Origin of the sequence: Mesorhizobium sp. AD1-1 (assembly GCF_020164655.1) — a bacterium.
GTDB classification, from domain to species: domain Bacteria; phylum Pseudomonadota; class Alphaproteobacteria; order Rhizobiales; family Rhizobiaceae; genus Mesorhizobium; species Mesorhizobium ciceri.
The window spans coordinates 333,772-348,251 of the sequence record NZ_JAIUGP010000001.1 but is presented as its reverse complement, the minus strand read 5'-3'; the positions used below and the strand labels follow the sequence as shown (position 1 = coordinate 348,251).

Here is a 14,480-nt window from a genome sequence, read left to right as displayed (position 1 = left end):
CATGGCCGAAATCCGTGTCCAGCACCTGAGAAAGGCTTTCGGCAATTTCGTCGCCGTGCAGGATTCCAACTTCGTCGTCGAGGATGGCGAGTTCTTCGTCATGCTCGGCCCGTCCGGCTGCGGCAAGACGACGACCTTGCGCATGATCGCGGGGCTTGAGCTGCCGACCGGCGGCCAGATCCTGCTCGGCGGCGACGACGTCACCATGCTGCGGGCCCGCGAGCGCGACATCGCCTTCGTCTTCCAGCTGTTCGCGCTCTACCCGCACATGAATGTGCGCAAGAACATCGGCTTCCCGCTGCTGGCGCAAGGCATGCCTTCGGCCGAAATCCGCACGCGGGTCGAGGAAACGGCGAAGCTGCTGCGCATCGACCATCTGCTCAACAAATCCGTCTCCGGACTTGCCGGCGGCGACCGCCAGCGCGTCGCGCTCGGCCGCGCCATCGTGCGGCGGCCAAAATGCTTCCTGATGGATGAGCCGCTGGGAACCCTTGACACCGAATTCCGCGATTTGATGGTCCACGAGCTGCGCGAACTGCACAACCGCATCCACGCCACGACGGTCTATGTCACGCACGACCAGATGGAAGCGATGTCGATGGCCGACAAGATCGCGGTGATGAACCATGGCGTCATCGAGCAGTTCGGAAGCCCGCGCGAAATCTATGACCGCCCGGCGACCATGTTCGTCGCCGACTTCATCGGCTCGCCACCGATGAACTTTTTGGGATTTGGCGGCGGGCTCGCCAAGGGCGCCAGGGAGATCATCGTGCAAGGCGCGAAGGTCGCGGTGCCGGAGGTGCGCGAGGACATCGCACCTGGCGACATGGCGCTCGGCATCCGCCCTGAACACATCCGCTTCGACGACGCCTCAAAATTGCGCGGCGCCATCTACGGCACCGAATATCTCGGCACCACGCAGATCGTAGCGGTGGAGACGGCGGATGGCATCATCAAGGCACGCGTACCGGCCGAAATCAGGCTCGCCACCGGCGACCATGTCGGCCTGACGCTGAGCAGCGCGCGGCTGTCGCTGTTCGAGAAGGGATCGGGCCGCGCGGTGAGAACCGCGATCCACGATGTCGCCTCGGAACGGAGGGCCCAGCATGGCTGAGGTGCACATCAAGAACGTGACCAAGAGTTTCGGCGACCATGTCGCCGTCGACGGCCTCGACCTGCACATAGCAGATGGTGAATTCGTCGTGCTGCTCGGGCCAACCGGGGCCGGCAAGACGACGACGCTGCGGCTCATCGCCGGGTTGGAACGGCCGGACAGCGGCACGATCGAGATCGGCGGACACAATGCCACGACGCTGTCGCCGGCCGAGCGCGACACCGCCTTCGTCTTCCAGCAATATTCGCTCTATCCGCATCTGTCGGTGTTCGACAATCTCGCCTTTCCGCTGCGCTCGCCGGCGCGGAAAATGCCGGAAGACCAGATCCGCCGCCGGGTCGAGGAGGTGGCGAAGATGGTGCGCATCCATCACAAGCTCGCCAACCGCTCGACCAAGCTTTCGGGCGGCGAAATGCAGCGCGTCGCCATCGGCCGCGCGCTGGTGCGCAAACCGTCCATCTACCTGATGGACGAGCCGCTGTCATCGCTCGACGCCAAGCTGCGGGCGGATCTGCGGCTCGAGCTGAAGCGCATCCAGACCGAGCTCGGCGCCACCATGCTCTACGTCACCCACGACCAGATCGAGGCGATGACGATGGCAGACCGCATCGGCATCCTCACCGAGGGCGTGCTGGTGCAGATCGGCTCGCCGCGCACCATCTATTCAGAGCCGGCAAACCTGCATGTCGCGGCGAGGCTCGGCCAGCCGGCGATCAATCTTCTGCCGACCGGGCTGCTGCCTGACGGCGGCGCACCGGCCGGCACCAAGACGATCGGCGCGCGCACCGAGCATCTGACGATCGCGAAGGCCGCGAATGGCCATGCTGACGGCGTTGTCGACTGGGTCGAGCATCTCGGTGACCAGAACCATTTGCATGTGACGGTAGGCACCAAGAAACTGGTGACGCTGACCGATCCCGACACGGATCTGGCGCAGGGCGACAAAGTGGTGATCCGCTACCGGGCGCCGCTGTATTTCGGCGCCGATGGACAGCGATTGATGTGAGCGGTTTTCGGTGATTCAGCACCGGTTTTGATTTTTCGAGTACGGGACGAATTCGATGAAGCACTTTTTCAACCGCAGGGAAACGATCGTCACCGAGGCGCTCGACGGCCTGCTACGAACCATTGGCTCCGGCGAACTCGCGCGCCTCGACGGCTATCCCGAGATCAAGGTCGTCCTGCGCGCCGACTGGGACAAGACGAAAGTCAGTGTCGTCTCCGGCGGCGGGGCCGGGCACGAGCCTTCACATGCCGGCTTCGTCGGCAGGGGCATGCTGACGGCGGCGGTTTCGGGCGAGATCTTTGCCTCGCCAAGCGTCGAAGCGGTGCTGGCCGCCATTCGCGCGGTCACCGGCCCGGCCGGCTGCCTGCTGATCGTCAAGAACTACACCGGCGACCGTCTCAATTTCGGCCTGGCGGCAGAGAAGGCGCGCGCCGAAGGGTTTCGTGTCGAGATGGTCATTGTCGCCGACGATATCGCTTTGCCCGACATCACCCAGCCGCGCGGCGTTGCCGGCACCTTGTTCGTGCACAAGATATCAGGCCACCTGTCGGAAGCCGGCCACGATCTGGCTGAAATCGCGGCAGCGGCGCGGGCGGCGGCCAAGGACATCGTTTCGCTCGGCATGTCGCTGTCGTCCTGCTCGATCCCGGGCCAGCCGCACGAAGACAGATTTGGCGAGAACGATGGCGAACTCGGCCTTGGCATTCACGGCGAGCCGGGCGTCGAGCGGATTGCGGTGCAGAGCGCCGACAGGCTGGTGGCGATCATGGCGGAGCGCCTTGCGAAGCGGCTTGATCCCAAGGCCACCTACGCCTTGCTGATCAACAATCTCGGCTCCGTGCCGCCGCTCGAAATGTCCGTTATCGCCAATGCGGTGCTTGCCTCGCCGTTGGCTAAAACCATCAAACTGACGATCGGCCCGGGCCCGCTGATGACGGCGCTCAACATGAACGGCTTCTCGCTGTCGCTGATCCGGCTGGATGCGGCGCGCGAAACCGCCTTGCAGGCGCCGGTCGGCCCGCATGCCTGGATACCGGCAAAGCCGGTTGTTTCACCTGCCGTCGTGCCGATGGCGAAAGCGGCCGGACAAAGCGTGGCACGCAAGCCCAGCCAGGATGCGCGGACCCGGTCTCTTCTCGTTACCATCTGCGAAAGGCTGATCGCGCTCGAAGCGACTTTGAACGGACTGGACGCCAAAACAGGCGACGGCGACACCGGTTCGACGGTGGCGACCGGCGCGCGCAGTGTTCTCGAGCGGCTCGACACGCTGCCGCTTGCCGAGCCTGCAGCCACCCTTGGCGCGATAGGCGACATTCTGAGCGCGTCGATGGGCGGCTCCAGCGGCGTGCTGCTGTCGATCTTCTTCACGGCGGCGGCGCAGGCTCTGGGCGGCGGCGCGAGCCTGGCCCAGGCGCTGCTTGCCGGCCTTGAACGGATGACCTTTTACGGCGGCGCCAGAATTGGCGATAGAACCATGGTCGATGCGCTTGAGCCGGCGCTCAAAGCGCTCGACGCGAACGGCCTTGAGGAGGCGGCAACAGCAGCCCGCCATGGTGCCGAGGCCACGGCCGCCATGGACAAGGCAAAAGCCGGGCGGTCGGCCTATGTCGGCAGCAAGCTGCGAGGTGTGGTCGACCCCGGCGCTCACGCGGTGGCCGAAGTCTTCGCGGCGGCCGCGGCATTGCATGAAGCGGCCTGACGTATGCTCCAGTTGTCGAATGACCGTTCTTTCGATACTGCCGGCAAGATGGAAACCGGGAATGCGGGTGACATGGCGGCGTTGAACCTTGCCCGGCTGATCCCGGCCGCCGCGGATACGATCGCCGCGAACGCCGAGGAATTGACGGCGCTCGACCAGGCGATCGGCGACGGCGACCACGGGCTGAACATGAAGCGCGGCTTCGAGGCCGTGCGCGCCGAAGCCGAAGCATTTTCGGCCAAACCGCTGCCCGATGCCCTGAAGGCGATCGGCACCAAGCTGGTGATGACGGTCGGCGGCGCCTCCGGCCCGCTGTTCGGCACCCTGTTCCTGGCATTCGGCAAGGAGATTTCGGCGAAACCCGATCGCGCCAATCTGACGGCGGCGTTCGGCAAGGCGATCGAAGCTGTGGCAGCACGCGGCAAATCGCAGATCGGACAAAAAACCATGCTCGACGTGCTGCAGCCGGTGCATGACGCGCTGCTGCAGGGAAAGACAGCTCTTGAAATCGCCGATATCGCCGACGCCGCGGCCGACGCGACCGTGCCTATGAAAGCCTTGCGTGGCCGCGCCTCGTTCCTGGGCGACCGATCGATCGGTCATATGGACGCCGGCGCGCGCTCAACCGCGCTGCTGGTGCGCACAGTGGCGCACAGCCTCGGGGAAAGCGCATGAGCAATGTCGGCATCGTCATCGTCTCGCATTCGCCGCTGGTTGCCGAGGGCACGGCCGACATGGTGCGGCAGATGGTGGGCGACGAAGTGCCGCTTGCATGGTGCGGCGGAAACGGCCATGGCGGGCTCGGCACCAATGTCGAGGCGATCATGGGCGCCATCGACAAGGCCTGGTCGGAAGCCGGTGTCGCCATTCTGGTCGATCTCGGCGGCGCCGAGACCAACTCGGAAATGGCGGTGGAGATGATCGGCGAGCCACGCTCGCACAAGATCATAGTCTGCAACGCGCCGATCGTCGAAGGCGCGGTGATGGCAGCGACCGAGGCCTCCGGCGGCGCCTCGCTGCGGGAAGTGGTGGCGACGGCACATGAATTGTCGCCGTCGTGAACGAACGGGAATTTTGAAAGACATGTCCGCATCCGCCGAAGCGACCGTTGTGATCACCCACGAGGTGGGTCTGCACGCGCGTCCTTCGGTGAAGTTCACCAAGCTGGCCAAGAGTTTTGCCGCCGAGGTGGAGATCGCGCTCGCCGCCAATGGGCCATGGTTCGACGCCAAGAGCATCGTCAAGGTGATGGCGGCCAAGGCGCCGAAGGGCACCGTGCTGCACATCAGGGCCAGCGGTGACGGCGCCAATGATGCCGTCGACGCGTTGGTCGAACTGGTGCGGCGCGATTTCGACGAAGGCGCGGACCATGTCCGAACCGCTTAGACTGCAAGGCATTTCGGCGTCGGCCGGCTATGCCGAGGGGCCACTGTTCGACCTCGACCAGACTGTCGTATCCTATGTCGGCAAAGAAACAGCCGACGACGAGAAGGCCGCGCTCGAAGCCGCAATCGCCGTCGCGACAAGCCGTCTCACCGCATTGAGCGAGATGGCCGAGGGCGATGCCGCCGACATTCTCGAGTTTCAGATCGCCATGCTGCAAGACGATGCGCTGAGCAGCCCGGCCTTTGCCGCGATCCGCACCGGCCTGCCAGCCGACAAAGCCTGGCGGCAAGCGCTTGATACCGAGATTGCCGGCTACGACGCTTCAGACCAGGATTATTTCCGCGCACGGGCCGCCGACATACGCGATATCAGGGACCAGGTGCTGCGGGCGCTGTCCGAGGATGGCGACGTCCAGGCGCCAACCGGCGCCATCCTCTACGGCTGGGATATCGCGCCGACGCGTTTTCTCGAAACCGACTGGAGCCGCGGCGGCGGCATCGCACTGAAGGCGGGCAGCACCGCCAGCCACGTCGCCATGCTGGCGCGTTCGCGCGGCGTGCCGATGGTTGTCGGGTTGGGCACTTCGCTGGCTCGTCTAACCGGCACAGCGCTGCTCGACGCCGAACATGGCGGTATCGTGCTGTCACCCTCCAAGACTGAAATCGCTGCTTTTCGCCAATCGTCCTCATCATTCCGGGCGCGCAGCGACCGGGCCGGGACGTTCCTGGCGCGACCGGCGGTGACCAAGGCCGGCACGGCGGTGCGCGTGCAGGTCAACATCGCCGACCCGTCCGATGTCGACCTCATCGACATTACGACCTGCGACGGAGTCGGGTTGATGCGCACCGAATTCCTGTTCGGCAAGACGCTGCCGGATGAGGAGACGCAGTATCGCGCCTATCGCAAGGTGCTGGAGTGGGCCGGTGAAAAACCGGTGACGATCCGCACCGTTGACGCCGGCGGCGACAAGCCGGTGCCCGGCTTTACGGTCGAGGAGAGCAATCCGTTTCTCGGCCTGCGCGGGATCAGGCTGTCGCTGGCAAGACCCGAGGTGTTTCGTGTACAGATCCGGGCGCTGCTGCGCGCCGCTGTCCATGGCAGCCTGAAAGTGATGTTCCCTATGATCGCCATTGTGGAGGAATACCGACAGGCAGCGGCGATGTTCGCCGAAGAGCAGACTGCACTTGCCGCACGCGGCGTCGCACACAACATGCCGCCGCTCGGCATCATGGTCGAAGTGCCTTCGGTGGCGATCGTACCGGAAGCCTTTACCGATGCCGCCTTCTTCTCGATCGGCTCCAATGATCTCACCCAGTATGTCATGGCGGCCGCCCGCGACAACGCTGCCGTGGCGCATCTCAATTCGGTCCGTCATCCGGCCGTGCTGCGGCTGATCGCTGCCGTGACCGCGTTTGGCCAGCGGGAAGAGATCCCGGTCAGCCTGTGCGGCGATGCAGCCGGCGATCCAGCCTCGATCCCGTCACTGATCGAGGCCGGCCTGCGCGATCTTTCCGTCGCGCCGGCGCAACTCGCCATGGCCAAGGCGGCCGTCGCGGACGTTTCTGTCTAGGCGCGGCCGGCATGGTCGACAGGACACCCGAACCCGGTTCCGAAGAGGCGATCCGCGCCTACAAGACGATCCTGTCGCAGGTCATCGACCAGCGCCCGTCCGGCATGCGCCAGCGCCTGGCCGATGCGCTCGGCAAGCACCGCAGCTTCGTCACGCAGATTTCCAGTCCTGCCTATTCGATCCCGATTCCGTCAAAACATTTGCCGGCTATATTTTCCGTCTGCCATTTCAGCCCGGCCGAGCGCGACCAGTTTCTCGCCGCCTATCACCAGGCGCATCCAGGCAAGATGTCGATCGCATCAGGCATGCGCAAGACGCGGCATGTCTCGCTGATCGTGCCGGATTTCGGCGACGACAAGCAGAACGCCGCGCTCGATAAGGCGGTGAACGATTTTATCCAAAAGATCACCAGCATCACCGGCAAGAGTGGCTGATCGAACTCTTGTTTTACGCAATTCCGGACGGAAAACCGCGATACACTTTTCCTGGAATTGCTTTGGAAGGCCTATTTCGGGAGGAGACGGCCGTGAAGAAGTTTATCAATTCGGTGGACACGGTGCTGACCGAAAGCCTCGACGGCTTCGTCGCCGCCCATGCCGACATCCTCGTGCTCGGCGACGAGCACAAATTCATCCGCCGAAAGACCTTGCGGCCGGGCAAGGTGGCGCTGATCTCCGGCGGCGGTTCCGGTCACGAGCCGCTGCATGGCGGCTTTGTCGGTCACGGCATGCTGGACGCCGCCTGCCCCGGCCAGGTATTCACCTCGCCGACACCGGACCAGATGCTGGCGGCGGCAGAGGCCGTCGACACCGGCGCCGGCTGCCTGTTCATCGTCAAGAACTATGAGGGCGACGTCATGAATTTCGAGATGGCGGCCGAAATGTCGGAAGGCGTCCAGCAGATCGTGACCAATGACGATGTCGCGGTCGAGAATTCTTCCTATACGACGGGCCGGCGTGGCGTCGCCGGCACGCTGGTGGTGGAAAAGATCGTCGGCGCGGCGGCCGAACACGGCCTGGCTCTGGCGTCGCTGAAGGCGCTTGGCGACCGCGTCAACGCTGCTACCCGCTCGATGGGCGTGGCGCTGACCAGTTGCACCGTGCCGGCGGCGGGCAAGCCGACTTTCGATATCGGCGACGGCGAGATGGAGTTCGGCGTCGGCATCCATGGCGAGCCCGGCCGCCGGCGCGATGCGCTGAAAAGCGCCGATGCGATCGCGCAGGAGATTTGCGCCGCGATCCTCGGCGATCTCGGCGACAGGGCGAAAGGCCCGGCGCTGCTGTTCGTCAACGGCTTCGGCGGCACGCCGCTGATGGAACTCTATCTGATGTACAACAGCGCACGGCTAATCTTCGAGAAGCATGGCGTGACGGTGACCCGTTCGCTGGTCGGCTCCTATGTCACCTCGCTCGATATGGCCGGCTGCTCGATCACGCTGACCATGCTCGACGACGAGACGACCGCATTCTGGGACGCGCCGGTACACACTGCGGCGCTGCGCTGGGGCATGTAAAAGCTGGCTTACATTAGGCTTTTCTGCAACCATTCCTGACTTGCTCGCAATGCTAGCTGGGTTGATGCTGCCACCGCTTACTTCCGCTGAAGAAAGACTCTTGCTGCGCTTCGCTGACCCCGAGGCGGCGGCAGGCGGCGAAGATTTGTCGGCAAAGACGCTGACGGCGCTGCTCGACAATGCCGAGTTTCACGGCGTGCTGCCGATCATGTTGCGCAAGCTCAGCGGGGACGCGCGGCTGCCAGCGGATGCCGACCTGCACGGCAAGCTGGAGGATCTGCGCCAGAAGGCAACGATCGCCACCGGCCAGTCGATGCTGTTGAAGTATCATGGGGACCGCATCATGAAGGGACTGGCGGCGGACAATATTCCGGCGCGGATCGTCAAGGGACCCGTCTTCGCGCGAAAGCTCTACCGCAACGTCGCCGACAGGCCCTTCACCGACATCGACATCCTGGTCGAACCCGCCAATCTGGCCAGGGCAAACCAGGTGATCGCGGCATGCGGCTTCGAACTTGGCAGCAACGAGGCCGAATCCTACGAATTGCAGGAATTCAAATGGCTGGAAAAAGAGAATTCCAGCCTGCTGGTCGAACTGCATGGCGACCTCGTGCATGACACCGGCATGCGACGGCGCCTGTCGCTGGGTTTCCCTGAATTGCGCGCCATCGACGGCGAAGCCACGGACACGCCGGCGGCTCTTCTAACGATCGCCATCGTGCACGCCGCCGGCGGCCACAAATTCCACCGCCTGCAGCTTTGCGTCGACGTGCTGCAAGGCGTGCGGGCGCTGCAATCACCCGAAGCGGAAGCACGCCTGTTCGACGCTGCCCGCATGACCGGCATCGAACTGGAGTTGGCAATCGTGCTCAATGTGACCGGCCAGCTGTTCGACGAGAGCCGCGCGCTCGAACTCGCCGGCCGCATCAAGCCCGACCTCTCCATACGGCTGGCCAGGCGGCTGATCACAACGAATACGCTGCTTGGCGTCAATTCCAGGGACAGACTGGGCTCGCGCCTGCGCCGCGACGCCTTCCGGTGGATTCAGAGATTGGCCAAGGCCAGGCCGCAAGTAGCCTGACTTGACGTCAATCCAGGGTAGCGCGGATCAGCGCCGCCGCGTCAGCGGGGCGCCCGCCTACTTCGAGCTGGAAGGTCGGCACCGCATTGACCAGCCCGGCGATGGTCGCCAGCCTGCGCTTCTGCATCGGCAGCAGCCCGGTCATGCCGGTGCGGACATTGTCGACTGCCAGCGCCACCATCGCGTCGGTCCTGGCCATGGCGACGAGCCGGGTCTGGCCGTCGGCGGAACGCGCCAGATGCAGAAGCGCCGCCACCGGCCGGGCGGATGCGTTTTCCACCCGGATGATACCCCCCAACCGTTCTAACGAGACCGGCTGTTCGCCGTTGCGATCCCACGTCTGGGCAAGGCATGGCGCCACCTGCGGGATCATTTCGGCAGTCTTCCGGTGGATCTTGACGGCGCGCGGCAAGCCCCAGGCCACGACCTTGCCCGAAGCGACATTCAGGATCATGGCGTCGTCGGAGCAGAGGCCAAAGCCCTGTGTTGCCAGCGCCAACGACGTCGTGGTCTTGCCGGTGCCGCTCGGCGCATGGATCAGCACCACCGCATCGCGGTCAGGCAAGGTCAGCCCGGCCGTATGCAGCATATGCTGGCCACCGGCGTCGAGCGCGGCATCCAGGACCAACATCGACGGCGTCCAGGCGGCTTTCGTACCGGTACGAATCCGGAGTTCGGCCCAACTTTCCCCACCATTGATCGCAACGGTTTGGCGCCCGGGAAAGACCAGATGGACAATGCCGCCATCCTCGATCATCCGGCAGGGACCATCCTCCGGCACCTCGCCATCGAAGACCAGGGATCCATTGGGTGTCTCGTCCAGCGTGTCTGTCTCGGTGATCTCAAGACGAAAGTCCGGCGCGACGGGTTCCTCTATGCGCAGGCTGCCCAGCATCCGGTCGAAATCCTGCCACAGCTCGGAGCGCTCGGCCGATATGCCAAGGATCAGGCCGTTGAGGCCATAGCAGGCTGAAGGTCTGGTCAAGCGGGACGCGCCTTTACGGCATCGGCATGATGACGATAGATCTCGACCATGCCGGGAAGCTTGTCGCTGACCACCGGCTTGCCGTCGAGGCAGACCCAGCAATGCGCCGATAGACGCTGCGCTTGCATCGACTGCGGTTCGACGCCGAAGCGCAGGTCCGGATCGAAGCCGGCTAGTCGCAGGAAACGATGACCGAGCAGACCTTCCCTCAAGCACCTGCGGTCACGCATCAGCCAGGGATGGCGGACCGTGCGGTTGACGCTCTCGACGATGTAGGCGGACGGCAGACCGCGATAGGGCGTCGACGAGGCGAGCGGCGCCCATTTGAGCACCTCCTCGAAGCTCCGGTTGGTGACAAGGACCGGCATCAGCCGCGCGCTCGCCCAGAGATGGCAGCGAAAAAGAGCGCGCAGGAGCGGGCCGTCAGCCATCAAGCACCTGGCGCGGCGAGGATACCTTCCGAGATCAGATCCGTGGCCAGTGCCGCCATGTCCTGATCGAGCGTCCCCTTGTCGACCTCGAACTCCTCGCAAAGCAGGTCGACGATCTGGTCGAGGTTGCGCGCGCCGTCCACCTTGTCGAGAAAGGCTTCGGTCGTGCCGTTGCATGTATAGAGCTGGCCGCTGCGCGCCAAAAGCACGACTGCGCCATCGCCCACATGCTGCACCGAGGCATCCTCGGCCAGCCGCAGAACGGTTCCAGAGACTATTTCCACCACGCCCCCTCCAAGCCAGCTCATCCCGGAAATCAGATAGCGCGGAGGTGGAGCGCTGTCTATCAGCCGATCACGGGAGCCCGGTGCACGGACCAACGGCCTTGCTGACAGATTCTCCGCGCCAGTCGCGTTAGAACCTGCTCGGTTGCGTCTTCCCGGCCGCATTCGTCCCAGAAATAGTCATCGGTGAAACGTGACAGGCAGCGGGCTGCCGGCAGCGGACGTTGCATTTCTTCCCTTAAGTAAGGTAAAACCTGCCTGGGTATTGGGGAGATAGCGTATGCGTTACAATTGGGAGCGAGCTCCGACGAGCTTCGAACGTCACAGAAAAGCGCTGGCGACAGCCATTTTGATCGCTGGCGGCATTGGCCTTATGCTTGTGGCCCTGCCGATCTAGAAACAACCTTCAGACAGAGCGGCTGCCGGCGCCTGGGCCTGACCTCTCAGCGTGGCTGCCCGGTCACTGCGAGGAAGCGGCGATCGCGCCCCTCGAAACCCTGGCTGAAACGCTGCACCAGCACGACAATTACCGGCAGCTTGCCGGCCGGGGTAAGTTCGTAGGATTCCGACAGGCTGTAGGAGGTCGGGCAGTTTCTTGAGCCCGGCACGGTCTTGTCCTCGTGCAGGATCTTGACCGGCTTGCCGTCCTGGCCTTGCAGCGTCAGCCGGAAGCCGAGTGCCTTGCCAGATGTGTCGCGCCGCTCCGTCGTTGCGAAACTCGCCGAACAATCGCCCGTGCTGGCTGCCAGGATCTCGTCGAGCTGGATGGTCGAAACGCCCGTTTCGCCATGGAGCGGCGACAGCCATTTCTGCGACACCTGTTCGAGGCGGGAGATGTCGTTGTAGGCAACCATTTCACCCGGAAAGGTGAATTTGTCGGACGCTGTCTGCTCGGCTGGGGATGTGATTGCATAATGGGCGAGAATGGGCGCCGCCTGAGCGGCGGCCTGCGCCCTCGCCTGCTCCAGCGTCAGTGTCGCCTCCTCCGTCTCATCGACGACGAGGATCGGCTTACCGCCAACGAACCGATCCGTACGGGTATCGATGATGTCGATCTCAGACCAGCCGGAGTCCGAGGCGCCGGCGTCGAGCGTTCCATATTGCTCGAAGGCGAAATAAGCGCCATCCGGCGAAAAGCCGATGATGTGCCGTGCCGCGGCATCGCCGGCTTCAGCGGTTCCGGTGGACATAGCAAGTACGGCGCCCATGACCGACGATAGCGAAAAGCGCCCGATGATCCGAACAGCAGCAGACATCACCACCCCAGTCCCGTCTCGCAGTTCATAGCTGCTTGCCCCAAGCGCCAGGTCGATGCCGTCGTCACAATGGCGTGGATTTGCGGCCAAGGGTAGAGCGCGCTATCTGGAAGGAAGAAAAACATTTCCCGGGGAGGTATGGATGGCTTCACGCTATCACGAGGTCTATGAAGGCTGGAAACGCGATCCGGAACAATTCTGGGCGGATGCGGCCGGCGCCATCGACTGGTATTCGCCCTGGGACAAGGTGTTCGACGCCAATGCCGGTGTCTATGGCCGCTGGTTCACCGGCGCCACCTGCAACACCTGCTACAATGCCATCGACCGCCACGTCGCCGGCGGCCGCGCCGACCAGATCGCGCTGATCCACGACAGTGCGATTGCCGGAACCGTGAAAAAGTTCACTTATGCCGAGCTGAAGCGCGAGGTCGTCGCGCTGACCTCGGTGCTGAAGAACCGCGGCATCGGCAAGGGTGACCGCGTCATCATCTACATGCCGATGGTGGCCGAGGCGGCCATCGCCATGCTCGCCTGCGCCCGCATCGGCGCGGTGCATTCGGTGGTCTTCGGCGGCTTCGCCTCGCATGAGCTTGCCACCCGCATCGACGATGCCAGGCCGAAGCTGATCATTTCGGCATCCTGTGGCCTGGAGCCAGGCCGCGTCGTTGCCTACAAGCCGTTGCTCGACAAGGCGATCGAGATCTCCCGCCACAAGCCGGACGCCTGCCTGATCCTGCAGCGCGACCAGTTGCGCTGCGAGTTGAAGGAGCATTTCGACATCGACTACGCCGATGCCGTCGCCCGCGAACGGGCAGCGGGCGCCAATGTCGACTGCGTGCCGGTGCTTGCCACCGATCCGCTCTACATCATCTACACATCGGGCACGACCGGGCAGCCCAAGGGCATCGTGCGCGACAATGGCGGCCATATGGTCGCACTGAAATGGACGATGGAAAACGAGTTCGGCGTCAAGCCGGGCGAGGTGTTCTGGGCGGCATCCGATGTCGGCTGGGTGGTCGGCCATTCCTACATCGTCTACGGACCGCTGCTGCATGGCTGCACCAGCATCCTGTTCGAGGGCAAGCCTGTCGGCACGCCCGATGCCGGCACCTACTGGCGGGTGATAGCGGAGCATGGCGTGGTCGCGCTGTTCACCGCGCCGACCGCATTCCGCGCCATCAAGGGGCAGGACCCGAAGGGCGAGTTCATTGCCAAACACGACCTCTCGAAGTTCCGCACGCTGTTTCTTGCCGGCGAGCGCGCCGACCCGGAAACCATCAAATGGGCGGAGCAGAAGCTGAATGTGCCTGTGGTCGACCATTGGTGGCAGACAGAGACCGGCTCGCCGATGACGATCAATCCCGCCGGCCTTGGCCTGCTGCCGGTGAAATACGGCTCGCCTGGCGTGCCGATGCCCGGCTACGACATCCGCGTTCTCGACGATGCTGGCCATGAGGTGCAGCGCGGCACGCTGGGCAATGTGGTGATCAAACTGCCGCTGCCGGCCGGCTGCCTGCCAACGCTGTGGAATGCCGATCAACGGTTCCGCCAAGCCTATCTCGACGAGTTCCCCGGCTTCTACAAGACGGCGGATGCCGGCATGGTCGACGAGGACGGCTATCTCTACGTCATGGCCCGCACCGATGACATCATCAATGTCGCCGGCCACCGCCTGTCAACCGGCGCCATGGAAGAGGTGCTTTCGGCCCATCCCGATGTCGCCGAATGCGCGGTCATCGGCATTGCCGACGCCATGAAGGGCCAGGTTCCGCTGGGCTTCGTGGTGCTGAATGCGGGTGTGACCCGCGATATCGGCTCCATCGAGAACGAGGTGGTCGGCCTGGTGCGCGAACGCATCGGCCCGGTCGCCGCCTTCAAGACGGTGGTGACGATCAAGCGCTTGCCCAAGACGCGTTCGGGCAAGATCCTGCGCGGCATCATGCAGAAGATCGCCGACAAGGAGGAATGGGCCATGCCGGCAACCATCGACGATCCGGTCATCCTCGACGAAATCAGCGCCACGCTAAAGGAGCGCGGAATCGGACTTTGAGCCACTGAAGGGTGGGCTGCGGACGACCTTTTCGATCGGCAAGCAATACTTTTATTGTGCGACGCAGCAATGCACCCTAAAGTCGTTCGCGGGGGGCCATCGACA

15 protein-coding genes are annotated in these 14,480 nt (G+C 64.0%); 11 read left to right on the top strand and 4 right to left on the bottom strand.

Translation table 11 applies throughout. From position 1 onward, the window contains the following. Position 1: 1 nt before the first annotated feature. From LB519_RS01610 to LB519_RS01565, 10 genes are all read left to right on the top strand, one after another. A complete protein-coding gene (locus tag LB519_RS01610; protein WP_027164283.1) occupies positions 2–1,114 on the top strand; it encodes an ABC transporter ATP-binding protein in 1,113 nt (370 codons plus the stop codon). Further along, positions 1,107–2,120, top strand: coding sequence for an ABC transporter ATP-binding protein (locus tag LB519_RS01605; RefSeq protein ID WP_013528082.1), 1,014 nt, complete (start codon positions 1,107–1,109; stop codon positions 2,118–2,120). The genes LB519_RS01610 and LB519_RS01605 overlap by 8 nt, the downstream gene beginning before the upstream one ends. A 55-nt stretch (positions 2,121–2,175) precedes the next feature. Further along, the gene (locus LB519_RS01600; protein ID WP_224618440.1) at positions 2,176–3,819 is read left to right on the top strand and encodes a dihydroxyacetone kinase subunit DhaK; all 1,644 of its coding nucleotides are present in this window, start codon (positions 2,176–2,178) and stop codon (positions 3,817–3,819) included. Between the two features lie 72 nt (positions 3,820–3,891). Then, on the top strand, positions 3,892–4,494 hold the full coding sequence (dhaL, locus tag LB519_RS01595) for a dihydroxyacetone kinase subunit DhaL (RefSeq protein WP_224618709.1): 603 nt from the start codon (positions 3,892–3,894) through the stop codon (positions 4,492–4,494). Then, positions 4,491–4,880, top strand: a complete 390-nt coding sequence (gene dhaM / locus LB519_RS01590; protein WP_013528085.1) for a dihydroxyacetone kinase phosphoryl donor subunit DhaM — start codon at positions 4,491–4,493, stop codon at positions 4,878–4,880. Before dhaL ends, dhaM begins: the two co-directional genes overlap by 4 nt. 22 nt (positions 4,881–4,902) lie before the next feature. Beyond that, entirely contained in the window at positions 4,903–5,205 is a 303-nt protein-coding gene (locus LB519_RS01585; protein ID WP_013528086.1) for an HPr family phosphocarrier protein, read from the top strand. Then, on the top strand, positions 5,189–6,775 hold the full coding sequence (gene ptsP, locus LB519_RS01580) for a phosphoenolpyruvate--protein phosphotransferase (RefSeq protein ID WP_224618439.1): 1,587 nt from the start codon (positions 5,189–5,191) through the stop codon (positions 6,773–6,775). The genes LB519_RS01585 and ptsP overlap by 17 nt, the downstream gene beginning before the upstream one ends. Positions 6,776–6,786: 11 nt before the next feature. Next, positions 6,787–7,209, top strand: a complete 423-nt coding sequence (locus LB519_RS01575; protein WP_013528088.1) for a hypothetical protein — start codon at positions 6,787–6,789, stop codon at positions 7,207–7,209. A gap of 92 nt (positions 7,210–7,301) precedes the next feature. Beyond that, a complete protein-coding gene (gene dhaK / locus LB519_RS01570) occupies positions 7,302–8,288 on the top strand; it encodes a dihydroxyacetone kinase subunit DhaK (RefSeq protein ID WP_224618438.1) in 987 nt (328 codons plus the stop codon). A 64-nt stretch (positions 8,289–8,352) separates the two neighbouring features. After that, complete coding sequence (locus LB519_RS01565; protein ID WP_024501819.1) at positions 8,353–9,369, top strand: nucleotidyltransferase family protein; 1,017 nt, start codon at positions 8,353–8,355, stop codon at positions 9,367–9,369. A 7-nt stretch (positions 9,370–9,376) separates the two neighbouring features. Here the strand turns inward: LB519_RS01565 and LB519_RS01560 are convergent, their stop codons facing one another. From LB519_RS01560 to LB519_RS01545, 4 genes are all read right to left on the bottom strand, one after another. Next, positions 9,377–10,354 carry a serine kinase gene (locus LB519_RS01560; protein ID WP_224618436.1) on the bottom strand — a complete coding sequence of 326 codons (978 nt, stop codon included), beginning with the start codon at positions 10,352–10,354 and terminating at the stop codon, positions 9,377–9,379. Beyond that, positions 10,351–10,785: a lasso peptide biosynthesis B2 protein gene (locus LB519_RS01555; protein WP_063171094.1), complete on the bottom strand. Its 435-nt coding sequence runs from the start codon at positions 10,783–10,785 to the stop codon at positions 10,351–10,353. The genes LB519_RS01560 and LB519_RS01555 overlap by 4 nt, the downstream gene beginning before the upstream one ends. Then, on the bottom strand, positions 10,785–11,072 hold the full coding sequence (locus tag LB519_RS01550) for a PqqD family protein (RefSeq protein WP_032898709.1): 288 nt from the start codon (positions 11,070–11,072) through the stop codon (positions 10,785–10,787). The genes LB519_RS01555 and LB519_RS01550 overlap by 1 nt, the downstream gene beginning before the upstream one ends. Positions 11,073–11,512: 440 nt before the next feature. Next, positions 11,513–12,325 (bottom strand): DUF2259 domain-containing protein, encoded by an 813-nt coding sequence (locus LB519_RS01545; RefSeq protein WP_224618434.1) that lies wholly within the window; start codon positions 12,323–12,325, stop codon positions 11,513–11,515. Positions 12,326–12,467: 142 nt separating this feature from the next. Here LB519_RS01545 and LB519_RS01540 point away from each other — a divergent pair, with 142 nt between their 5' ends. Further along, on the top strand, positions 12,468–14,375 hold the full coding sequence (locus LB519_RS01540; RefSeq protein WP_224618433.1) for a propionyl-CoA synthetase: 1,908 nt from the start codon (positions 12,468–12,470) through the stop codon (positions 14,373–14,375). The last annotated feature ends 105 nt before the right edge of the window (positions 14,376–14,480 follow it).